This is a genomic window from Streptomyces sp. NPDC017056 (genome assembly GCF_044332485.1).
Lineage (GTDB): Bacteria > Actinomycetota > Actinomycetes > Streptomycetales > Streptomycetaceae > Streptomyces.
In genome coordinates this window covers 265433-288153 of record NZ_JBIRPD010000006.1, presented here as the reverse complement: position 1 = coordinate 288153, position 22721 = coordinate 265433, and the positions used below count along the sequence as shown (strand labels likewise).

Here is a 22721-nt window from a genome sequence, read left to right as displayed (position 1 = left end):
GCAGGCTTGCGAGCGCGTCATTCCTCCGGCGTACGCCCCTCGGAACGGCGCCCGCCGCGGTGGGCACCGGTGCCGGTGCGGCTGTGCCGGCCGCGGTGCGGGGCGATCTCGTCGCCGGACGGCCGGGCCGCGGTGCGTTCGGACTGCCGCAGCAGCGCCCGGCACGCGCAGGTGACCGTCGCCAGCCCGACGGCGGTGCCGGCGGCCCCGGCGGCGGACGAGCCGCACAGGACGAGGACGAGCGGGACCACGGCACAGCTGAACGCCGCCCAGCGAACGAGATCGCTCACCGGATCGGCTGATGTGTTCGACGGACCGGGCACGGCGTACTCCCTCCAGGCAGGCAGGTACTACAACGGCCGCGGTGGCCATGAGTCACCCCGATGGGTACGTACGGGGGCAGGCCGGGGCATTGCCATCCGGCCCACGCTCCGGCATGCTCCGGGGAATGTTCGAGGGGCACCGCGCGCTGTGCCGCGACGGGGCCCGGTCCCCGTCTCCCGGTCCCGGCATCCGCGTCGGGCCCTGTGCAGCAAGGGAGTGGCGCCGTACTCTTGGGGTAAGGCATTGGGAAGATGATTCCCGGTCGTGTTGTTCCCCTTTGAACTATGCGGCCGACCTCTCGATCAAGCCAGCTCAGTCAACTGCCGGATCAAGTCAATCGCCGCCCCCGTCCGCCCTCCGCAAGGACACCCTTCGCCGAGACACCATGGCCGGTCACGAAATCCCCGAACCCGCGGACCGCAAGCAGGTCGCCGATCCGATGGCGGACCTCGAAGCGGCGGAACAGACACGTCACTCCTGCGACCCCGCCTTCCAGCACGGTGTCGTGGTCGGCTTCGACGGCTCCACGTCGAGCGAGCGCGCGTTGGCGTATGCAATCGGTATGGCGCGGCGTTCGGGCTCGGGCCTGATCATCGTCCATGTGGCCAACCGGCTGCCCACGACGGTCTGGGCAGGCTGTGAGCCGCCGGTCTTCGTGGACGTGCCCGACCACCGCACCGAGGTACTGGGCCTGGAGCTGGCCTGCGCCGACCACCTGGCGGAGATCCCGTGGATCCTCGTGGAGCGCGGCGGCGACATCTGCCACGAGCTCGAAGAGGTCGGCCAGGAGTACGAGGCCGACGCGATCGTGGTCGGCTCGACGCACGGCATCGTGGGCCGGATCTTCGGCTCGGTCGCGGGCCGGCTGGCCCGGCGGGCACAGCGGCCCGTCATCGTGATTCCCTGAGCGTCCTGACTCCGTGTCACCTCGTGGGGCGCGAGGTGAGGGAGCGTCACCAGCCGCGCGGATATGGGCAACCGGCATATCTACTGGCCCGTAGAGGTGGAATGGGCGGCAGTCGCGGGTAGAAATCCGATCAAGTGGGACGCGAACGCAGCGTGAACGACAACACAGCGTGAACGACAGGACGGCGTGAACGACAGGACGGCGAAGCGCCGGCGGCTCCGGGCCGCGGCGCCGGCGGATTCCGGCGGACGAGTGGTCCGCCGTCCCGGCCGTCCTCCCGTCAGAAGCGTGCTGCCGCCCGGGAGGTGACGGTTCCCGGGAAGGCGGCCACCGCCGGCGTAAGGGCGACGCCGGCAACAGGGGAGGCGGGTCCCCGCGCGTATGGTGGCACGCGCGGGGCCCCGCCTCCCGCCCTTTTCAGGGGGCGCGTCGTCCGTCCGGGCGGTCCCCCGTGGGCCGCCCGTCCCCCGGACGGACGCGCGTGACCGCGGGGGTGGACAGGACCCCCGCGGTCCGCCGGGCGACTGCTCGCCCGAGCGAGCTCCCGCCCAGGGCGACCACCGCCATGAGCGCCTGCTCGCCGTCGATCGGCTACTCGACCGTGACCGACTTCGCCAGGTTGCGCGGCTTGTCGATGTCCCGGCCCATGGCCAGCGCCACGTGGTAGGCCAGCAGCTGGAGCGGGATGCCCATCAGGATCGGGTCCAGCTCGTTCTCGTTCTTCGGCACGATGATCGTGTGGTCGGCCTTCTCCTGCTTCTGGTGCGCGACGGCCAGGATGCGGCCGCTGCGGGCCTTGATCTCCTCCATCGCGGCGCGGTTCTTCTCCAGCAGGTCGTCGTCCGGGACGATCGCCACGGTCGGCATGGCCGGCTCGATGAGCGCCAGCGGGCCGTGCTTGAGCTCGGACGCCGGGTACGCCTCGGCGTGGATGTAGGAGATCTCCTTGAGCTTGAGGGACGCCTCGCGGGCGACGGGGTAGCCGCGGACCCGGCCGATGAACATCATCGACTTGGCGTCGGCGTACTCGGCCGCCAGCTTCTTGACCTCGTCCTCCAGCTCCAGGATCTCCTGGATCTGGCCGGGCAGCTTGCGCAGGCCCTCGATGATCCGCTTGCCGTCCGCGACGGACAGGTCGCGGATGCGGCCCAGGTGCAGCGCCAGCAGCCCGAAGGCGACCACGGTGTTGGTGAAGCACTTGGTGGAGACCACGCAGACCTCGGGGCCCGCGTGCACGTACACGCCGCCGTGGGTCTCGCGGGCGATCGCCGAGCCGACCACGTTGACCACGCCGAGGACGCGGGCGCCCTTGCGCTTGAGCTCCTGCACGGCGGCGAGCACGTCGTAGGTCTCACCGGACTGGGAGACCGCGATGTAGAGGGTGTCGGGGTCCACGACCGGGTTGCGGTAGCGGAACTCGGAGGCCGGCTCGGCGTCCGAGGGGATACGGGCCAGCTCCTCGATCATCTGCGCGCCGATCTGGCCCGCGTGGTACGAGGTGCCGCAGCCCAGGATCTTGACCCGGCGGATGGCGCGCGCCTCGCGCGGGTCCAGGTTCAGGCCGCCCAGGTGCACGGTGGAGAAGCGGTCGTCGATCCGCCCGCGCAGCACGCGGTCCACCGCGTCGGCCTGCTCGCAGATCTCCTTGTGCATGTACGTGTCGTGGCCGCCCATGTCGTACGACTCGGCCTCCCACTCCACGGTGGTCGGCTGCGCGGAGGTGTGCGAGCCCTCGGTGGTGTAGGTGCGGTAGTCGTCGGCCTTGATGGTGGCCATCTCGCCGTCGTCGAGGGTGACGACCTGGCGGGTGTGCGAGACCAGCGCGGCGACGTCGGAGGAGACGAACATCTCCTTCTCGCCGATGCCCAGCACGACCGGTGAGCCGTTGCGGGCGACGACGATGCGCTCGGGGAAGTCGGCGTGCAGCACGGCGATGCCGTACGTGCCCTCGATGACCCGCAGGGCCTCGCGGACCTGCTCCTCCAGGGTCGGCGCCTGGGAGCGGCCGATCAGGTGGGCCAGCACCTCGGTGTCGGTCTCGGAGACGAACTCCACGCCGTCGGCGGTGAGCTTGGCGCGCAACTCGTCGGCGTTGTCGATGATGCCGTTGTGGACGACGGCGACCTTGCCCTCGGTGTCGACGTGCGGGTGCGCGTTCTCGTCGGTGGGGGCGCCGTGGGTGGCCCAGCGGGTGTGCGCGATGCCGGCGGTGCCCGCGAAGCGCTTGGGCAGCCGGGACTCCAGCTCGCGGACGCGGCCCTTGGCCTTGGCGGTCTTCAGGCCGCCTGCGGCCTTGCCGGTGCCCTTGGCGTGGATGGCGATACCGGCGGAGTCGTACCCGCGGTACTCCAGACGCTGCAGTCCTTCGAGGAGCAGGGGAGCCACGTCCCGCTTACCGATGTAGCCGACGATCCCGCACATGAAGTGACCCTCCCGGTCAGGCGATTGGACAGGTGGCGCACGATGCGGCGCGCGCCGGGGTGCTCGGCCGGTTCAGCCGTAGACGAGGCGGCGCAGCTGGCGCGCCGAGAGGCTGGGCGGGGAGACCGCGCGGTGCGGGAGCTCCTGGCCGATCCGTTCGAAGATCGCCTCGTTGCGCAGTCCCTGGGACTGCAGCTCGCGGTGGCGTCTGCGGACGTAGTCCTCCGTCGTCTCGTCGAAGTACGCGAGCACGTCGAGTACCACCCGGGCAGCCTCGCCGCGCTGTAGCGGCGTGCTGCGCACCAGGTGGTCGACGAGGTCCTCATGGGGCGAACGGCGATCGAGCACCCGATGAATACTGATGGGTCACTCTGAGTTTCGCAAGAAACCTGCCCGATATCGGGCAAGCGACACGCCGGATGGCGCCAGACGTGGTCTGCACCTTGACCACCAGGAGGGAGAGCGGTACTCAATGTTGACGTTCGGTTGCTCCATGCCACGTACGACGCCCACGCACGGCCCTGCACGATGAGCCCACCGAAGGGAATCTCGTGAGACGAAGCAGACTGTTCTGCTCGCTGCTGCTGGTCGCGGCGGCCGGCCTGTCGACGGCCGGGACGCAGTCCGCCGCGGCCGACCGCGGCAGCCCGTCCGCCCGCCACGCCAAGCCGATAGCCCTCGACCAGGTCATCCCCGCCCCCGCCTCCGTCACGCCCGGCAAGGACCCCTACGCGATCGGCAAGCGGACGCAGATCCGGGTGCCGAAGGCGTCGGCCGAGGTCAGGCGGGTGGCCGGCTACCTGGCGGACATCCTGCGCCCCTCCACCGGCTACTCCCTCCCGGTCACCGGCAAGGACGGCAGGGACGGGATCGTGCTGCGGCTCGGCGGTGACACGAAGAAGCTGGGCGCCGAGGGCTACCGCCTCACCTCCACCCGGCACGCGGTGACGATCACCGCCGCCCGGCCGGCGGGGCTCTTCCACGGCGTGCAGACGCTGCGCCAGCTGCTGCCGCCGTCCATCGAGAAGCGCAGCAAGCAGCACGGCCCCTGGAAGGTCGCCGGCGGCACCATCTCCGACGTCCCGCGCTACGGATACCGCGGCGGGATGATCGATGTCGGCCGGCACTTCTTCACGGTCGAGCAGCTGAAGCGTTACATCGATCAGCTTGCGCTCTACAAGTACAACAAGCTGCACCTGCACCTCACCGACGACCAGGGCTGGCGGCTCCAGATCAACTCCTGGCCGCGGCTCGCCACCTACGGCGGCAGCACCCAGGTCGGCGGCGGCCCCGGCGGCTACTACACCAAGGCCCAGTACCGCGAGATCCTGCGGTACGCCGCCAGCCGCTACATGGAGGTCATCCCCGAGATCGACACCCCGGGGCACACCCAGGCCGCGCTCGCCTCGTACGCGAAGCTGAACTGCAACAACGTCGCACCTCCGATCTACACGGGCGTCGAGGTCGGCTTCAGCTCGCTGTGCGTGCCCAAGAAGATCACGTACGAGTTCCTGGACGACGTCTTCCGCGAGGTCGCGGCGCTGACCCCGGGGCCGTACCTGCACATCGGCGGTGACGAGGCATACTCCACCAGCCACGCCGACTACACGACCTTCATGAACAAGGTCCAGCCGCTGGTGACCAAGCACAAGAAGAAGGTCATAGGGTGGCACCAGCTGACCGCCGTCACGCCCGCCAAGGGCGCCGTGGTGCAGTACTGGGGCTATGACAAGACCAGTGCCGCCGAGCGGGCTCAGGTCGTGGCGGCCGCCAAGAAGGGCACCGGTCTCATCCTCTCCCCGGCCGACCGGTCCTACCTCGACATGAAGTACACCAAGGACACCAAGCTGGGTAAGGCATGGGCCGGGTACGTCGAGGTGCAGCGGTCCTACGACTGGGACCCCGCGACCTACCTCAAGGGCGCGCCCCAGAAGTCGATCCTCGGCGTCGAGGCTCCCATCTGGACGGAGACCCTCTCCACCAACCAGCACCTGGACTACATGACGTTCCCGCGGATGCCCGGCATCGCGGAGCTGGGCTGGTCCCCGGCGTCCACCCACGACTGGGACACCTACAAGCACCGGCTGGCGTCGCAGGCGCCCCGCTGGGAGGCCAAGGGATTCGACTACTACAAGTCGCCGCAGGTGCCCTGGCACAAGTGACCTGACGACGGCAGCGAACGGCCGGGCGAGCCCGGGAAACCCCGGGCCCGCCCGGTGCCGTACGGGAGGGCCGTACGCGCCCTTCCTACAGGCCCAGCTCGCGGGCGATCAGCAGCCGCTGTACCTCGCTCGTCCCCTCGCCGATCTCCAGGATCTTCGAGTCGCGCCACATGCGGGCGACCGGGTACTCGTTCATGAAGCCGTAGCCGCCGTGGATCTGGGTGGCCTCGCGGGCGTTGTCCACCGCGATCTCGGAGGAGTACAGCTTGGCGAGGGCGGCCTCCTTCTTGAAGGGCTCGCCGTGCACCAGGCGGGACGCGGCGTCGCGCCAGGCCAGCCGGGAGGTGTGGGCGCGCAGCTCCATGTCGGCCAGCTTGAACTGGATCGCCTGGTTGGCGCCGATCGGCTTGCCGAAGGCGTGCCGGTCCTTGGCGTACTTGAGCGACTCGTCCACACAGCCCTGGGCCAGGCCGGTGGCCAGTGCCGCTATGGCGATCCGGCCCTCGTCCAGGATGCGCAGGAACTGGGCGTAGCCGCGGCCTTCCGTGCCGAGGAGGTTGCCCACCGGCACCCGTACGTCGGAGAAGGACAGCTCACGGGTGTCGGAGGCGTTCCAGCCGACCTTCGAGTACGGGGCGCCGACCGTGAAGCCCGGCGTCCCGGCCGGGACGATGATCGAGGAGATCAGCGGTTTGCCGTCGTCCTTGCGGCCGGTGACGGCGGTGACCGTGACCAGCCCGGTGATGTCGGTGCCGGAGTTGGTGATGAAGCACTTGCTGCCGTTGATCACCCACTCGTCGCCGTCCCGTACGGCCGTGGTGCGGGTGGCGCCCGCGTCCGAGCCGCCGTCTGGCTCGGTCAGGCCGAAGGCGCCCAGCACCTCGCCCGTACACATCCGGGGCAGCCACTCGCGCTTCTGCTCCTCGGTACCGAAGTGGAAGACCGGCATGGCGCCGAGCGAGACGCCCGCCTCCAGGGTGATCGCCACGGAGGAGTCGACGCGGGCCAGCTCCTCCAGGGCGATGCCGAGGGCGAGGTAGTCGCCGCCCATGCCGCCGTACTCCTCGGGGAAGGGCAGGCCGAACAGGCCCATCCGGCCCATTTCCCGCACGATCTCGTACGGGAACTCGTGGTGCTCGTAGAACTCGCCGATCTTGGGCGCGACCACGTCGTGGGCGAACGCCTCGACCGTGCGCCGCAGCTCTTCGAGTTCGGGGGACAGGCGGTGGTCCAGGGACATCGTTCACTCCTTGTGGGAGAGGGCACGGACGGTGCGGGAGGGGCTCGGACGGCCCAGCTGTTCGGCCATCCACACGCTGGTGGCGGTGAGCCGGCCCAGGTCGACCCCGGTCTCGATGCCGAGGCCGTGCAGCATCCACACCAGGTCTTCGGTGGCGAGGTTGCCGGTGGCGCTCTTGGCGTACGGGCAGCCGCCGAGCCCGCCCGCCGACGCGTCGACGGTGGTGACGCCGTGCTGGAGCGCGGCGAGAGTGTTGGCCAGCGCCTGGCCGTACGTGTCGTGGAAGTGCACGCCGAGCCGGTCGGTGGGCACCCCCGCCTCGTTCAGCGCGGCGAGCAGCGCCTGTACGTGCCCCGGGGTGGCGACGCCGATGGTGTCGCCGAGGCTCAGCTCGTCGCAGCCCATGTCGAGCAGGGCGCGGCAGACCCGTACGACCTGCGCGATGGGTACCGGGCCCTCCCACGGGTCGCCGAAGCACATGGAGAGGTAGCCGCGGACGTGTGCCCGCTCCTCCTTCGCGCGGGCGACCACCGGGGTGAACATGGCCAGCGATTCCCCGACCGTGCGGTTGAGGTTGGCCTTGGCGAACGACTCCGTCGCGCTGCCGAACACCGCGATCCGGCGCGCCCCCAGGGCGAGCGCGCGGTCCAGGCCGCGGTCGTTGGGCACCAGGACCGGCAGGTGCACGCCGAGGCCGTCCAGCATGGGGTAGAGCCGCTCCGCGTCGGCGAGCTGCGGCACCCACTTGGGGTGCACGAAGCTGGTCGCCTCGACGGTGGTCAGCCCGGCCCCGGCGAGGCGGCGGACGAACTCGGCCTTGACCTCGGTGGGGACGACGGCGGACTCGTTCTGCAGGCCGTCGCGCGCGCCGACCTCGTGGATACGGACCCGGGCCGGCAGGCCGGGAGCCGGTACGGGCATCGGAAGTCCGGGAGCGGTCATTTCGCTGCCTCCTCGGCCGGCCCCGCCGCCTGCGCGTCCTGAGCCGTCTCGTGCGGGTCGACGACGGCGAGCACCTGGTCCATGGCGACCGTGCTGCCGGGGGAGACGCCCAGTTCGCTGACGGTGCCGGCGTGCGGCGCCGCGATGACGTGTTCCATCTTCATCGCCTCGACGACCAGCAGCCCCTGCCCCGCGGCCACCTCGTCGCCGACGGCCACCTTCACGACGGTGACCGTGCCGGGCATCGGCGCGGTCAGCGCGTCCATCCCGTGCGCTCCGGCGGCGCCGCGCAGGGTCTCCGCGACCGGGTCGTGGTCCGTCACGTGCCAGGTGTCGCCGTCCCTGCCGAGCCAGTCACCGGACCGGTGGAAGGTGTGCACCACACCGCCCACGGTGACGCGCACCCGGTCGGGTGTCACGTGCCCGCTGCCCGTCGCGTGCACCGGCTCGTGGCCGGGGACCTTCAACCAGTGCGCCACGGGAGCGGTCCGGCCGCCGAGCCGCCAGCCGTCCGGTACGGAGAACGGGTCGGTCCAGCCGCCGTCCGGCACCGGCTCCAGCGCCGCGTTCCGTACGGCGGCGGCGGCCGCGTACACCTCCTCGGGCACGTCCCGCGGCACCAGCGCGTCCATCTCGCGCTCGACCAGCCCGGTGTCCAGCTCGCCCGCCGCGACGGCCGGGTGAGCCAGCAGGCGGCGCAGGAAGCCGGTGTTGGTGGGCACGCCGAGCACCACCGTCCCGGCGAGCGCGGCGCGCAGCTTGCGCAGGGCGGTCGCGCGGTCCGGGCCGTACGCGATGACCTTGGAGAGCATCGGGTCGTACAGGCTGCCGACCTCGGTGCCCTCGGCCAGGCCGGAGTCCGTGCGCACACCGTCGCCGGCCGGCTCACGCAGCGCGAGGACCGTGCCGCCGGACGGCAGGAAGCCGCGCGCGCCCTCCTTGACCGACACCGTCTCGGCGCAGATCCGGGCCTCGACCGCATGTCCGGTCAGGCGGATGTCCTTCTGCCCGTACGGGAGTTCCTCGCCGGCCGCGATGCGCAGCTGCCACTCGACCAGGTCCAGGCCGGTGACGAACTCGGTGACCGGGTGCTCGACCTGGAGGCGGGTGTTCATCTCCATGAAGAAGTACGACGCGGGGTCGTCGCCCGGCACGATGAACTCGACCGTGCCCGCCCCCCGGTAGCCGCAGGAGCGGGCGGCCTGCACGGCGGCCTCGCCCATCGCGGCCCGCGTCGCCTCGTCCAGCAGGACGGACGGCGCCTCCTCGATCACCTTCTGGTGGCGGCGCTGGAGCGAGCACTCGCGCTCGCCGAGGTGGACGACGTTGCCGTGGCCGTCCGCCAGCACCTGGATCTCGATGTGCCGGGGGCGGTCCACCCAGCGCTCGACCAGCAGCGTGTCGTCGCCGAAGGAGCCGCGCGCCTCGCGCCGGGCCGCGGCGATCTCGTCGGCGAGCAGCGCCTCGTCCCGCACCAGCCGCATGCCCTTGCCGCCGCCGCCCGCGGACGGCTTGAGCAGCACCGGCATCCCGATCTCCCGCGAGGCGTCCGCCAGCTGGGCGTCGGTCAGGCCGCTGCCCGAGGAGCCGGGCACGACCGGCACGCCGGCCGCCCGTACCGTCTCCTTCGCGCGGATCTTGTCGCCCATCAGCTCGATCGCCTCGGCGGGCGGCCCGATGAAGACCAGCCCGGCGTCGGCGCAGGCCGCCGCGAACGCGGTGTTCTCGGCGAGGAAGCCGTACCCCGGGTGCACGGCCTGCGCCCCGGTGCGGTGCGCGGCCTCGATGAGGCGGCCGGCGTGCAGATAGCTCTCGGTGGCCGGCGGCGGGCCGATCCGTACCGCCGTGTCGGCCTCGCGCACGTGCCGGGCGTCGGCGTCCGCGTCGCTGAACACGGCGACCGAACGCACGCCGAGCGCGCGGAGCGTGCGGATGACGCGGACCGCGATCTCGCCGCGGTTGGCGACCAGGACGGTGTCGAACATGCTCATCTGTTCCTTCACTCCCCGCACTCCCTCACATCCGGAAGACGCCGTAGCCCGGCTCGCCCAGCGGCGCGTTGCCGCAGGCGGTCAGCGCCAGGCCCAGCACCCGGCGGGTCTCCAGCGGGTCGATGACCCCGTCGTCCCACAGCCGCGCGGTCGCGTAGTAGGCGCTGCCCTGCGTCTCGTACTGCTCGCGGACCGGCGCCTTGAACGCGGCCTCCTCCTCGGCGCTCCACTCCTCGCCCCGCGCCTCCAACTGGTCGCGCTTGACGGTCGCGAGAACGGAAGCGGCCTGCTCGCCGCCCATCACCGAGATCTTGGCGTTCGGCCACATCCACAGGAAGCGGGGCGAATAGGCCCGGCCGCACATCGAGTAGTTGCCCGCACCGTACGAGCCGCCGATGACGACGGTCAGCTTGGGCACCCGGGTGCACGCCACCGCCGTGACCATCTTCGCGCCGTGCTTGGCGATGCCGCCCGCCTCGTAGTCGCGGCCGACCATGAAGCCGGAGATGTTCTGGAGGAAGACCAGCGGGATGCCGCGCTGGTCGCACAGCTCGACGAAGTGCGCGCCCTTCTGGGCGGACTCGGAGAACAGGATGCCGTTGTTGGCGACGATGCCGACCGGGTGGCCGTGGATCCGGGCGAAGCCGGTGACCAGCGTCGTGCCGTACTCGGCCTTGAACTCGGCGAAGCGCGAACCGTCCACGACGCGCGCGATGACCTCGCGTACGTCATAGGGCGTACGGGAGTCGGCGGGCACCGCGCCGTACAGCCCGGCCGGATCGACCTTGGGCTCTTCTATGGGGCGCACCGTCCACGGCAGCGGGCCGCGGTCGCCGAGCGTCGCGACGATGGTGCGCACGATGCGCAGCGCGTGCGCGTCGTCCTCGGCGAGGTGGTCGGTGACGCCGGACGTACGGGAGTGCACCTCGCCGCCGCCCAGCTCCTCGGCCGTGACGACCTCGCCGGTCGCGGCCTTCACCAGCGGCGGCCCGCCCAGGAAGATCGTGCCCTGGTTCCGTACGATCACGGCCTCGTCGCTCATCGCCGGGACGTACGCGCCGCCCGCCGTGCAGGAGCCGAGGACCGCCGCGATCTGCGGGATGCCCGCGCCCGACATCCGGGCCTGGTTGTAGAAGATCCGCCCGAAGTGCTCGCGGTCGGGGAAGACCTCGTCCTGCATCGGCAGGAAGGCGCCGCCCGAGTCGACCAGGTACAGGCACGGCAGGCGGTTCTCCAGCGCCACCTCCTGGGCGCGCAGGTGCTTCTTGACCGTCATCGGGTAGTACGTGCCGCCCTTGACCGTCGCGTCGTTGGCGACGATCACCGTCTCGCGGCCGGAGACCCGGCCGACGCCCGCGATCACGCCCGCGGCCGGCGCGGCGCCGCCGTACATCCCCTCCGCCGCCAGCGGCGCCAGCTCCAGGAAGGGCGAACCGGGGTCCAGCAACGCGTCCACCCGGTCGCGGGGCAGCAGCTTGCCGCGCGCCGTGTGCCGGGCCCTGGCCTTCTCGCCGCCGCCCAGGCGGGCCGCGGCGAGGCGCTCGCGCAGCTCCTCGGCCAGTTCCTGGTGGGCGGCCTCGTTGGCGCGCCAGGCGTCCGAGGCGGGGTCCGCGGTGCTGTCCAGCACCGGCGCCTGCTCCGTCGGGTCCGTGCGCATCCGTCCCCCCGTCCGGGTCGGCTCCATCGCTACCGGCTCCATCGCTTGGGCTCCCTCACTCGGCTGCCGCGGACGTCGGGGGTGGCCCGGCGGTTCGACTGGCGCTGGTGGTTAATGGGCGTTAACTCCATTCCCCTCAGGTTAACGACCACTAACCCGCCTGTCTACAATTAGTTGTATGAGCAGCACACACGCCCCGACCGCCACCGGCCGACGCGAGCAGATCCTCAAGGAGGCGGCCCGCCTCTTCGCCGAGCGCGGCTTCCACGGCGTCGGCGTGGACGAGATCGGTGCCGCCGTCGGAATCTCCGGGCCCGGCCTCTACCGCCACTTCGCCGGCAAGGACGCGATGCTCGCCGAACTGCTCGTCGGCATCAGCGAACGGCTGCTGGAGGGCGGCCGCATCCGGGCCGCGTCCGGCGGGGACAGCCCGGGGGCGGTGCTGGACGCCCTGATCGACGGGCACATCGACTTCGCGCTCGACGACCGCCCGCTGATCACCGTCCACGACCGCGAGCTGGACCGGCTGCGCGAGGCCGACCGCAAGCGGGTGCGCCGCCTCCAGCGCGAGTACGTGGAGCTGTGGGTGCAGGTGGTGCGCGAGGTGTACCCGGCGTGCGCGGAGGCGGACGCGCGCGCCTCCGTCCACGCGGTGTTCGGCCTGCTCAACTCGACCCCGCACCTCAGCCGCCCGGGCGCGCTCCCGGGGCGTACGGAGATGTCGCAACTGCTGCACCGGCTGGCGCGCGGGGCGTTCGCCGCGGTGGGTGCGGGCGGGGTCGCGGACGGGGCTGCGCACGGGGCCGCGGGCGGATTCGCGGGCCCGCCCGCCCCCTTGGACACCTCTGGACAGTCCGACTGACCGGCGGGTAGCTTTCGGCTGAGCAAGCGCTTAGTCGACGGCCGGTCCTGGCCGGCCGGTGAACCGGAGGAGGGCGGCGGATGCGTCGTACGGTGTTCAACGAGGATCACGAAGCGTTCCGGGAGACCATCCGCGACTTCATCGCCGCCGAGGTCGTCCCGGTCTACGACGAGTGGATGCAGGCCGGCCAGGCCCCCCGCGACTTCTACAAGAAACTCGGCGAGCTGGGCGTCTTCGGCATCGAGGTGCCGGAGGAGTACGGCGGCGCCGGCGAGAGCAGCTTCAAGTTCAACGCCGTCATCACCGAGGAATGCGCGCGGGCGGGCGTCAGCTTCGGCGGCTCCGGCGTACACACCGCGCTCTGCCTCCCGTACTTCCTCAAGTACGCCACCGAGGAGCAGAAGCGGCGCTGGCTGCCCCCCTTCGTCTCCGGCGACATGATGACCGCCATCGCCATGACCGAGCCCGGCACCGGCTCCGACCTGGCCGGCATGAAGACCACCGCCAAGCTCTCCGAGGACGGCACGCACTACGTCCTCAACGGCGCCAAGACCTTCATCACCGGCGGCGTCCTCGCCGACCGCGTCATCGTCTGCGCCCGTACGGCCCCGCCCACCCGTCGCCCGGCCACCACCCCTGATGGGCTGCGCTCCGCGCAGGCAGCACCTCGGGAGGACCGCCGCGGCGGCATCACCCTCCTGGTCGTCGACACCACCTCCGAGGGCTACGCCGTCGGCCGCAAGCTGGACAAGCTCGGCCTCAAGACCTCCGACACCGCCGAACTCTCCTTCACCGACGTCAAGGTGCCCGTCGAAGACCGCCTCGGCGAAGAGGGCAAGGCGTTCTCCTACCTCGGCCAGAACCTCCCGCAGGAACGTCTCGGCATCGCCGTCGGCGCCTACGCCCAGGCCGCCGCCGCAGTCCGCTTCGCCAAGGAGTACGTCCAGGAACGCGAGGTCTTCGGCAAGTCCGTCGCCTCCTTCCAGAACACCAAGTTCGCCCTCGCCGACTGCAAGTCCGAGGTGGACGCCATGCAGGCCGTCGTCGACCGCGCCCTGGACGCCCACGACGCGGGCGAACTGACCGCCGCCGACGCCGCCTCCGCCAAGCTCTTCACCACCGAGCGCGCCGCCGTCGTCATCGACAAGTGCCTCCAGCTGCACGGCGGCTACGGCTACATGCAGGAGTACCCGATCTCCCGCCTGTACGCCGACACCCGCGTCACCCGCATCTACGGCGGCACGAGCGAGGTCATGCGCTCCATCATCGCCAAGTCCATGGGCCTGTGAGGGCCGGCAGCCCGCCGCCGCGCCCCGCACGAACGAAAGCCGTACGCGCGTGAACGACGCCCTCGCCGACCTGCTCGAACAGCTCGACCTGGAACGCATCGAGCAGGACATCTTCCGCGGCACCAGCCGCCCCTCCGTCGTGCCCCGGGTCTTCGGCGGCCAGGTCGCCGCCCAGGCCCTGGTCGCCGCCGGGCGCACCGTCCCCGAGGACCGCCCGCCGCACTCCCTGCACGCGTACTTCCTGCGGCCCGGCGACCCCGGCGCGCCCATCGTCTACACCGTCGACCGCATCCGCGACGGCCGGTCCTTCACCACCCGCCGCGTCGTCGCCGTCCAGCACGGCCAGCCGATCTTCCACCTCTCCGCCTCCTTCCAGGTGTACGAGGAAGGCATGGAACACCAGGAGCCGATGCCGTACGCACCGGACCCGCTGACCCTGCCGACCGCCGCCGAAATGCTCCCCCGCTACGCCGACCGCTTCCGCGAACCGGGCGTGGCGCAGCGCCTCCTGGAAGCACGGGCAGCCGTCGATCTCCGCTACGTGGACGAGCCGCCGTTCGGCACCGCCGGCCAACCGCGCGAACCGCGCTCCCAGGTCTGGTTCCGCACGCACGGCAAGCTCGACGGCGACATCGACCAGCCCCTGCTGCACATCTGCCTGGTCACCTACGTCTCCGACATGACCCTGCTGGACTCGGTGCTGCTCGCACACGGGCGCGGCGGCTGGGCCGTCGGCGACGTCGTCGGCGCGAGCCTGGACCACGCGATGTGGTTCCACCGCCCGTTCCGCGCCGACGGCTGGCTGCTGTACGACCAGGAGTCACCGACCGCCCAGGGCGGCCGGGGCCTGGGCAAGGGCCGGATCTTCACGGCGGACGGCCAGCTGGCGGTGTCGGTGATCCAGGAGGGGGTCATCCGGGTGCCGCGGGGGTGAGGGAGCCGTTTGCCGCGGGGGTGAGGCGTCGTTCCGGTGTCCGCGTCCGCCCGGTGCGCATACTGGACCGCCATGGACGCCTCCAGCAGCTCCGTACCCCCGTCCGATCCGTCCGACCCGCATGATTCGTCCGACCCGCCCGGCCCGCGTGACGCGTCCTCGGAGGAGAGCACCGGCACCGTCCTCGTGGCCGCCGCCGCGAACCTCGGCATCGCCGCGGCCAAGGCCGTCGGCGGTGCCGTCAGCGGTTCCGGCGCGATGCTCTCCGAGGCCGCGCACTCCACCGCCGACACGGTCACCGAACTCCTCCTGCTGACCGCCCTCAAACGCGGCGGGAAACCCGCCGACGAGGACCACCCGCTCGGCCACGGCGGCGAGCGCTACGTATGGGCGCTGCTCGCCTCCGTGGCCACCTTCGTCGGCGGCGCGGTCTTCGCGGTCCACGACGGCATCCACACCCTCACCCACGGCGAGGACCCGGGCGACCCCCTGCTCTCCTACCTCGTCCTCGCTCTGGCCTTCCTCCTGGAGGGCGCCTCGCTCCTCAAGGGCGTACGCCAGGCCCGGGGCGAGGCCGCGCGCTTCGGCGTCTCCCTGCACCTGTACATGGCCCACACCCCGGACACGGCCGTGAAGGCCGTCGTCATGGAGGACTCCGCGGCGCTGGCCGGGCTGGTGCTGGCAGCGGGCGGACTGCTGGGAGGCCAGCTCACCGGCTCCGGCGCATGGGACGGCGCCGCGTCGATCTGCATCGGGCTGCTGCTGGTGTACGTGGCCTGGGTACTCGGCCGCAGCAACGCCCGGCTCCTGATCGGCCGCCCGCTCCCCGGGCCGATGCGCGACGCCGTACGCGCGGAACTCCGCTCGGTCGCGCACATCGTGGACGTACTAGAGCTGGTCACGCTCGTCCAGGGGCCGCGCGAGGTCCTGGTGGCCGCCAAGATCGACTTCCGGGACGTGTCCACCGCCGAGGAGATCGAATGGGCCTGCGAGGACGCGGAACAGCGGCTGCGCGCACGCTTCCCGGCGATCCGGCGGGTGTTCCTCGACCCGACTCCGGGGGCGTACCAGAGACGGCCGGGGACGGGCGGGGCGGAGACGGACGGGACATAGCCGTAGCCGTAGCCCTGTCCGGTCCGCCTCGGGGGCGGGGGCGGGGGCCGGTTCGGAGCCCCGCCCCCGCTCCTCCTCCTCAGCCCGCCAAGCCCGCCGCGTCCAGCAGGTACGCCGTCATCGGGTCGTAGTACCGCGGGCTCAGCACGTGGTCGTCCAGCGGGATCGTCACCTGGAGGGTGCCCTCCGCCTCGCCCACGAACAGCGCCGGGTCGTTGCAGTCCGCGAACCCGATGGCGTCCAGCCCGCGCTGCCCCGCGCACCCGGCCCAGCCGTGATCGGCCATGACCAGGTCCGGCAGCGCCTGGCCCGCCCGTTCCAGCCCGTCCAGTACGGCGGTCATCGGCGCGGGGGAGTGGGTGTGCCACAGCGTCGCGCCGCGCTCCAGCATCGCCACGTCGGCGAACTGGAACACCACACCCTCGTCCGCCTGCAACCCGTCCGGTACGACGACGATGTCGCAGCCCCGCGCACGCAGCGCCTCGGCGGTGGCCCGGTGCACGTCCAGCAGCCCGCCCGGATGGCCGGTCGCGAACAGCACCCGCTCCCGCCCGGCGGCGGCCTTGCGCAGCCGGGCGGCCGCGCGCTCCAGAGCGTCCACCGTCAGCTCGGGGTCGATGGTGTCCTGGCCCATCCGGTGGCGGGTGTCGTCGATGACGCCGCACCGTTCCGCCATCACCGCGAGCACGTCCTGCTCATCGGTCCAGCGGTCCCCGAGCTCCAGCCCGAGCCAGTAGTGACGGTCTCCGTCGGCCAGTTTGCGGTAGTGGTCGAGGTTGTTCTCGCGCGGCGTGGCGACCTCACCGGCGATCCGGGTCCGTACGAGATGGTCGACGAGTTCGGTGCGGCTGGGAGCAGGCGGCAGTATCGGCATGGGCTCATTGTCCCTTGAAGCATCCGGCGGTGGACGTGACGTCCATGCGCCGCCGCCGCAACGTCACAAATGTCCATGGGCCCCCCGGCCCCCGCTCCCTACTCTCAGCCCTATGACCACCGCATCCGCCGCTTCCGGCGCCTCCCAGGAACCCGTCGGTCCCGTCGACTCCTCCCGCGTCCCCCGCTACGCGGGCCCGGCGACCTTCGCCCGGCTGCCCCGCCTCGACGAGGTGGGCCGGGCCGACGTCGCGGTGGTCGGCGTCCCCTTCGACACCGGCGTCTCCTACCGCCCCGGTGCCCGCTTCGGCGGCAACGCCATCCGCGAGGCGTCCCGCCTGCTGCGCCCGTACAACCCGGCCCAGGACGCGTCCCCCTTCGCGCTCGCCCAGGTCGCGGACGCCGGCGACATCGCCGCCAACCCCTTCAACATCAACGAGGCCGTCGAGACCATCGAGGCCGCCGCCGACGACCTCCTGGACAGCGGCGCCCGCCTGATGACGCTGGGCGGCGACCACACCATCGCCCTGCCCCTGCTGCGCTCCATGGCGAAGAAGCACGGCCCGGTCGCCCTGCTCCACTTCGACGCCCACCTGGACACCTGGGACACCTACTTCGGCGCCGAGTACACCCACGGCACCCCGTTCCGCCGTGCCGTCGAGGAGGGCATCCTCGACACCTCAGCGCTCTCCCACGTCGGCACCCGCGGTCCCCTCTACGGCAAGAAGGACCTCGACGACGACGAGAAGATGGGCTTCGGCATCGTCACCTCCGCCGACGTCATGCGCCGCGGCGTCGACGAGGTCGCCGACCAGCTCCGCCAGCGCATCGGCGACCGCCCCCTGTACATCTCGATCGACATCGACGTCCTCGACCCGGCCCACGCCCCCGGCACCGGCACCCCCGAGGCCGGCGGCCTCACCTCCCGCGAACTCCTCGAAATCCTCCGCGGCCTCTCCAGCTGCAACCTCGTCTCCGCCGACCTGGTCGAGGTGGCCCCCGCCTACGACCACGCCGAGATCACCTCGGTAGCCGCCTCCCACACCGCGTACGAACTGACGACGATCATGTCCCGCCAGATCGCGGCTGCGCGCGTCTGAACCCGACGCCCTGCGCCCCGACGCCCCGTGCCCCGACGGGCGCGGGGCGTGCACACCGTCCGGCCGGCGCCGGACTTCACAGCACGTCGCGGTCGTCCCAGTGGCCCGAGAGGACAGCGGCCCAGTGAGGATGCGAAGAGCTGAGCGGGTCGATCCGCTGGGCCCATGCGCGAAGACTGCGCTTCGCGTCCACTTCCTCTGCCCACACAGTGAAATCGCTTTGCGCCCGTAGCGTGGACAGCGCCAGCAGCGTACAAAGCTGCCGCAGCCCCCCACTGAGAAGACGTTCTTCGGCGCCGTCTACGGCATACGTCGTATGGACGCGTCCGTACGTACCGTCCAGCAACAAACCTCCGCGTGCCCAGTTCCCCAGGTGAAAGAACGGCCCCGGGCCGGCAGCCGGGGGGAGCACGGCGGGGTCGGTGACTTCGGCGAGCGCTTGAGGCGAGACGAACGAGACGTACGGGAGCGCGCCCTCGAAGTCGGGCAGGCCCACCTCGGTCAGGAAACGCACGGTGTCGGGATGCGTGACCCCCGCGGGAAGGTCGTCACGGCTCGCGATCCGGCACGCTCCCTCCCCGAACGCGTTCTCGTACCACTCCTGTGCCGGCTGGTTGCCCGCGCGCACCGCAACCGGCATCGGCCACGCTTCCGCCCGGTTGTGAGCGCCGAGCAGCGGACGTGACCGCCAGCGAGGCGCTGACACCACCCGCGCCTGGTCGGGCGCGCCGAGGACGAAAACGCCACCCTGGCCGCCGTAAACCAGCGTCCCGTCGGCCGCCGCGGCCAGACAGGACGAGGAGGAGGGGGCACGGGGGACGGGCCTGCTGTCCAGTTCTTCCGGTACCTCGACCGGTTCGAAGACGCGGCCGACGGCACGCTCGACGTCACCGTCGTCGTCGTAGTACAACGCAACCTGGACGGCATCCCCGAGCGGCGTACCGTCGTCGAGCCTCCACAGGCGTTCTTCGAACCACTCCTCCGCGTCGGCGCCCGCCCCGCCGGCGAAGCCGTCCTCGTCGATCTCCAACTGGCCGGCGACCACGTCCGTACCGTTCACGACGCCCACGACCGCCTCGTCGGCCCGCGCGATGTCGTGTTCGGCGGAGGGCCCGAAGGAGGCGTAAGGGCGCCAGCGCGACCAGTGGGTGAGCCACGGCAGGTCACCGGCAGAATGCGCCAGCCGCGCGGCGAATCCGGTGGCCCCGCGGTTCATCAAGGCCCAATGCAGCCAGCAGACCCACTCTTCGTGAGTGCTCGGTTCGACGCCGGCTTCCTCAAGGTAATGAACATCGAGCGCGGGCACATCGTGCGGAATGCCGTCGGGATAAACGAGCGCCAATCCGGTGAGCAGCGAAAGCCGGTCGACGTTCGCGAGAAAACCGGGATCCTGCGCCAGCTCGGGCAAAGTACCGGCGGCCGCGCAGTGCAGGGGCAGCGCGTGGGCGGCATACCGTGTGACGCGGTCGTGCTCGCGCCAGGGAACGGTCACGCCGGAGCGCCGGAGCGACCGATCCAGCAGAGCGTCGGCGATGCGGGCATGCTCCGCCGACTCGAACGGGCGGTAAGTCCGCAAGAGATGACGTATGCCATCCGCCAGAAAAGCAACGCAACTAGCGTTGAATGCGTCATCAGCTCCTTCGCCTCCTCCCTCGGCATCGTCGGGCCGGGGGTCGGCTGACGACGCCATAAGAATTCCGGGCAAGGCACTCACTGCGGCGTTCAAGACCGCAGGATCGCCCGGTAGACCGAGGGCTGTGCACAGCGTCGACCAGGCCGGCAGCGGCACGTCCCGGATTTCGGCTGCGGCCAACGCCCACACCTGCGGAAAGCGGGCGAGGACACCGAGGAGGTCATGGCCAACAGACGTCCCGACGTCCGGTACTTCAAACGGCAGAAGCTGCTGCCCGGGCAGAACCGACGCCAGCGGGACGCGCTCCTGCTGCTGGTCGATCTCGACGAGCACGGCGACCGGACAGCCGGCATGACGCAGCAAGGGAACGACAACGTGCCGCAGAACCCGCTCGGGTTCCGTCGAGGTCGCCGTGCCACCAGCCCACTGGACGTTCCCGAACCCGACGACCGCCCTTTCCCCGCTGCTCGTCCACTTCCGGAAGGCATCGGCCAACGGCGTATCGCGGGTGCGCCAAAACCGTTCGTCGAAACCCCAGGCGGCAATCAGCTGCCTGGCCACGGCGTCCGCGGTAAGCCCCCGGCAGTCGACATAGTGGCAAACAGCCGGAAACTCACCCTGACCAGCGGCTTCCGTCACGTCTTTCACACACGAGGTCTTACCGGCACCAATCGAACCGCTGACGGGCACCACCAGACGCCGCACCCCCGGCGCCCGAAGCCACTCCATCAACCGGGCGGTAACAGCTCCACGGGACACAGCACTCGACTCCGCTCACCCACGAGAATTCCCAAGAATTTCCACAGAAAAGCTACTACGCCGTCGATCACTCTCTTCCCTCGACAGAGCGAGTCAGATTCGGGCTTCTGCGGTGGCCTTGTCAGTCGTTGTACAGGGAGTAGGACCACGCCTCGGACAACGATCCATGCCAGTCGATTTCCCGGAGAGAGGATTCGATGTGCTGTCGGAGCAGGTGAGCCTCGTCGTCATTCTCCGTGCTCTCCACGATGCGTCGGCCACTGATCCACGAGGCGGTCATGGCGAGGAAGCGATCCAGGCCCGTAGCGACCACGGGATTGTCCACGAGCCCTGGCTCCTCGGCCTCGGAGGGCATACGCAGCACAAATCCCGACGCTCCGGCGACGACGATCTCACCGCCCATCCACCTGCCGATCAGGAAGAACGGCCCCTCGCTGTCAGGAGCGGGGACGTCTGACGGCCAGGTGACCTCCGACAGGAACCGCTCGTACCGCGGTTCGAGGCGAATGCCTTTCTCGTCGACCTCGGGGAGACCGACCTCGCGAAGGATTCGCCGAGCCGTGTCGTCGGTGAATCCGTTAGGCAGGTCTGCTGCGGAAGAACGGACGCCAGAACCGGTTCCGCAGAGTTCGAGCAGATCGTCAGCAGAGGCAGCCGGTACGTCGACGGGGCGGGATGGACCGGCTGCCGTGTTGACACCGAGGCGAGGCGGAGACCCCGCAGTTCCCAGGCCGGGAAAGCCAGCTGGATCGCCGGGCGTGACTGCGAAGAGACCCCCGGTTCCCGCCACCACGACTGTGCTGCCGGTGTTGAGTGATACGTAGAGGAGGTCGTCGTGTGGCCCTTCCCCGCTCGCACGCTCACCTTCCAAGTCCTCCAGCGACATCGGGCCCGGGGTGTCTCGGCCTTCCGGCGTCGCCCAGGTGAGAGAGCCCAGCACCTCGGCGGGAAAGGGGGCGTCCGGAGCGAGGGGGCCTGCCAGGAGAGTGCCCGTGCGCACGTCCCATATGCAGGTACCGAAGTCGTCGCCCCCGGCCGAGGCGACGGCCGGGTTCTCCCGCCACCGCACCTCGAACAGGTCGTTGACGGCACCGGGCCGCACATATTGCTGGTGAAGGCCACCCGGCGGGCGCCAATGGCACCATGCGGTCGTCCATGGCAGCCGTACACCGGACTGCTCGATGCCAGCCGCTACGGAGGCATCCGAGCGGGCCGTGGCCATCAAATGCAGCCAAGCCGCCCATTCCGATTGGCTGTCGGGGGCGATGCCGTACATCCGTAGGTACACCGCATCGGCAGCCGCGTTGTTGCCGGGCACGGCACCTTCGTACGCACAATGAGCAGCGTCGATCAGAGCCCGGGCCGGAATATTGGCCAGCACGGTGCCGCCGGCGAGCACGTCGGGAAAGACGCCCGCCTGTACGGCGTGCATCGCGAGCCCTTGTGCGGCGTAACGGCCGAGGTCTCCAGAGGCAACCCACCCTTCGGCGTGACGGCACTGAGGTGCCACGTCATTCAGCAGCCAGGCCGACATGTGCCGGTTGACGGCCAACAACAGTTGTGGGTCCGAGTCGCGGCGGATGGCGAGGGACGCACTTTCCGTCTTGAACGTGACGTGACCGGCTTCGACGTCCAAATGGTCGGGGAAACACTCGGCCAAGAACGTCAGTTGTGCATCATCAGCGTCGGACGTGAAGCCGGGAACTTCCGTGTCGAGAAAGGACGCGGTAGCCGTGATGAGCTCACGCCAAGCCCGGAAAGGCACCCGGCGTGGTTCTGCCAGCGCGAGCGCCTGGAGGGGCACCGGCGGGTCGGTGGAGTGCCAGGCTTGCCGAGCGTCTTCGTCATCAATGAGTCGCAGTGAGATGCTGCCGCGCCGGTGACGAGGAGCGGTCTCCAGCACGACTCCGACACTGTCCACGATGCTCAGAGTCTCGGCAAGCGTGGTGTCCGTGAGCTCCGGGTGTGAGGAACGCCGGGTGAGTCCGGCGAACGGAGCATGTGAGAGAAGGATCAGCTTGTCTTGGCTGATGCGCCTGATCGCGTGCAGCCATTGATGCGGCAGATTCTTGCCGGCCGGGACGCCGGCGGTTTCCAGGATCTGTTGGAACACGTCTTCTGTTGTTCTGCCCATGGCGTCGACCAGCACACTGTGCGGAACCTGCCGGTGTACTTCACGCATCACGTGATCGACCAGATGGCTGCCCGGCGCGGCGACCAGGTCGATCCGCCCCGCGGCCGATCGGTCCGAATCCCACCAAGCCACGATGCGTGCGACCGCTTGGTCCGCGCTTACGTGCTCGGGAGCAGAAGGTGTCTCAGGCATCGTCATTCTCTCGTGGTGGAACGATGTGCAGCATTGTCTTCGCCCAGCTTTCGCCAACCACCGCCAAGCAGGCGCTTGCTGCACCTTGCACCTTGCGCCTTTTGGATTCCTCGCATGAACCACATATCTGGCGCTGAACGACCGTACACGCAGCGGCGCGTGCGTACCGCTGGGTACCACGGGTGTGC

17 protein-coding genes are annotated in these 22721 nt (G+C 70.6%); 7 read left to right on the top strand and 10 right to left on the bottom strand.

Annotated features, from left to right (window positions below):
- Window positions 1-17: 17 nt before the first annotated feature.
- On the bottom strand, window positions 18-290 hold the full coding sequence (locus ACH4OW_RS13670; protein WP_360122936.1) for a hypothetical protein: 273 nt from the start codon (window positions 288-290) through the stop codon (window positions 18-20).
- 419 nt (window positions 291-709) lie between these two features.
- On the opposite strand from ACH4OW_RS13670, the gene ACH4OW_RS13665 reads away from it, so the two are divergent.
- Window positions 710-1231: a universal stress protein gene (locus ACH4OW_RS13665; protein ID WP_360122933.1), complete on the top strand. Its 522-nt coding sequence runs from the start codon at window positions 710-712 to the stop codon at window positions 1229-1231.
- A gap of 591 nt (window positions 1232-1822) precedes the next feature.
- Here ACH4OW_RS13665 and glmS read toward each other — a convergent pair.
- The gene (gene glmS / locus ACH4OW_RS13660; protein ID WP_360122930.1) at window positions 1823-3652 is read right to left on the bottom strand and encodes a glutamine--fructose-6-phosphate transaminase (isomerizing); all 1830 of its coding nucleotides are present in this window, start codon (window positions 3650-3652) and stop codon (window positions 1823-1825) included.
- A gap of 72 nt (window positions 3653-3724) precedes the next feature.
- Entirely contained in the window at window positions 3725-4000 is a 276-nt protein-coding gene (locus tag ACH4OW_RS13655; protein WP_360122927.1) for a hypothetical protein, read from the bottom strand.
- 203 nt (window positions 4001-4203) lie between these two features.
- On the opposite strand from ACH4OW_RS13655, the gene ACH4OW_RS13650 reads away from it, so the two are divergent.
- Complete coding sequence (locus ACH4OW_RS13650) at window positions 4204-5814, top strand: beta-N-acetylhexosaminidase (RefSeq protein WP_398027495.1); 1611 nt, start codon at window positions 4204-4206, stop codon at window positions 5812-5814.
- An 85-nt stretch (window positions 5815-5899) separates the two neighbouring features.
- On the opposite strand, the gene ACH4OW_RS13645 is transcribed toward ACH4OW_RS13650, so the two are convergent.
- Genes ACH4OW_RS13645 through ACH4OW_RS13630 form a run of 4 tightly spaced genes read right to left on the bottom strand, consistent with a single transcriptional unit; the run spans window position 5900 to window position 11671 of the window.
- The gene (locus tag ACH4OW_RS13645) at window positions 5900-7054 is read right to left on the bottom strand and encodes an acyl-CoA dehydrogenase family protein (protein WP_398027493.1); all 1155 of its coding nucleotides are present in this window, start codon (window positions 7052-7054) and stop codon (window positions 5900-5902) included.
- Window positions 7055-7057: 3 nt separating this feature from the next.
- The gene (locus ACH4OW_RS13640; RefSeq protein WP_360122918.1) at window positions 7058-7996 is read right to left on the bottom strand and encodes a hydroxymethylglutaryl-CoA lyase; all 939 of its coding nucleotides are present in this window, start codon (window positions 7994-7996) and stop codon (window positions 7058-7060) included.
- Window positions 7993-9981 (bottom strand): acetyl/propionyl/methylcrotonyl-CoA carboxylase subunit alpha, encoded by a 1989-nt coding sequence (locus ACH4OW_RS13635; protein ID WP_398027671.1) that lies wholly within the window; start codon window positions 9979-9981, stop codon window positions 7993-7995. The genes ACH4OW_RS13640 and ACH4OW_RS13635 overlap by 4 nt, the downstream gene beginning before the upstream one ends.
- Before the next feature lie 31 nt (window positions 9982-10012).
- A complete protein-coding gene (locus tag ACH4OW_RS13630; RefSeq protein WP_398027669.1) occupies window positions 10013-11671 on the bottom strand; it encodes a carboxyl transferase domain-containing protein in 1659 nt (552 codons plus the stop codon).
- A gap of 151 nt (window positions 11672-11822) precedes the next feature.
- Here ACH4OW_RS13630 and ACH4OW_RS13625 point away from each other — a divergent pair, with 151 nt between their 5' ends.
- The 4 genes from ACH4OW_RS13625 (at window position 11823) to ACH4OW_RS13610 (ending at window position 15842) form a co-directional block, all read left to right on the top strand.
- Window positions 11823-12506 (top strand): TetR/AcrR family transcriptional regulator, encoded by a 684-nt coding sequence (locus ACH4OW_RS13625; protein WP_398027491.1) that lies wholly within the window; start codon window positions 11823-11825, stop codon window positions 12504-12506.
- An 80-nt stretch (window positions 12507-12586) separates the two neighbouring features.
- A complete protein-coding gene (locus ACH4OW_RS13620; protein ID WP_360122912.1) occupies window positions 12587-13795 on the top strand; it encodes an acyl-CoA dehydrogenase family protein in 1209 nt (402 codons plus the stop codon).
- Window positions 13796-13844: 49 nt separating this feature from the next.
- Complete coding sequence (locus ACH4OW_RS13615) at window positions 13845-14729, top strand: acyl-CoA thioesterase II (RefSeq protein ID WP_360122909.1); 885 nt, start codon at window positions 13845-13847, stop codon at window positions 14727-14729.
- A 72-nt stretch (window positions 14730-14801) separates the two neighbouring features.
- Window positions 14802-15842 (top strand): cation diffusion facilitator family transporter, encoded by a 1041-nt coding sequence (locus tag ACH4OW_RS13610; protein WP_398027488.1) that lies wholly within the window; start codon window positions 14802-14804, stop codon window positions 15840-15842.
- A 79-nt stretch (window positions 15843-15921) separates the two neighbouring features.
- Here ACH4OW_RS13610 and ACH4OW_RS13605 read toward each other — a convergent pair whose 3' ends face one another.
- Window positions 15922-16716, bottom strand: a complete 795-nt coding sequence (locus ACH4OW_RS13605; RefSeq protein ID WP_398027486.1) for a phosphatase — start codon at window positions 16714-16716, stop codon at window positions 15922-15924.
- Between the two features lie 112 nt (window positions 16717-16828).
- Between ACH4OW_RS13605 and speB the strand changes: the two genes are divergently transcribed.
- Window positions 16829-17815, top strand: coding sequence for an agmatinase (speB, locus tag ACH4OW_RS13600; protein ID WP_398027484.1), 987 nt, complete (start codon window positions 16829-16831; stop codon window positions 17813-17815).
- A gap of 76 nt (window positions 17816-17891) precedes the next feature.
- On the opposite strand, the gene ACH4OW_RS13595 is transcribed toward speB, so the two are convergent.
- The gene (locus ACH4OW_RS13595; RefSeq protein ID WP_398027482.1) at window positions 17892-20096 is read right to left on the bottom strand and encodes an SUKH-4 family immunity protein; all 2205 of its coding nucleotides are present in this window, start codon (window positions 20094-20096) and stop codon (window positions 17892-17894) included.
- Between the two features lie 232 nt (window positions 20097-20328).
- A complete protein-coding gene (locus tag ACH4OW_RS13590; RefSeq protein ID WP_398027480.1) occupies window positions 20329-22539 on the bottom strand; it encodes an SUKH-4 family immunity protein in 2211 nt (736 codons plus the stop codon).
- Window positions 22540-22721: the final 182 nt, after the last annotated feature.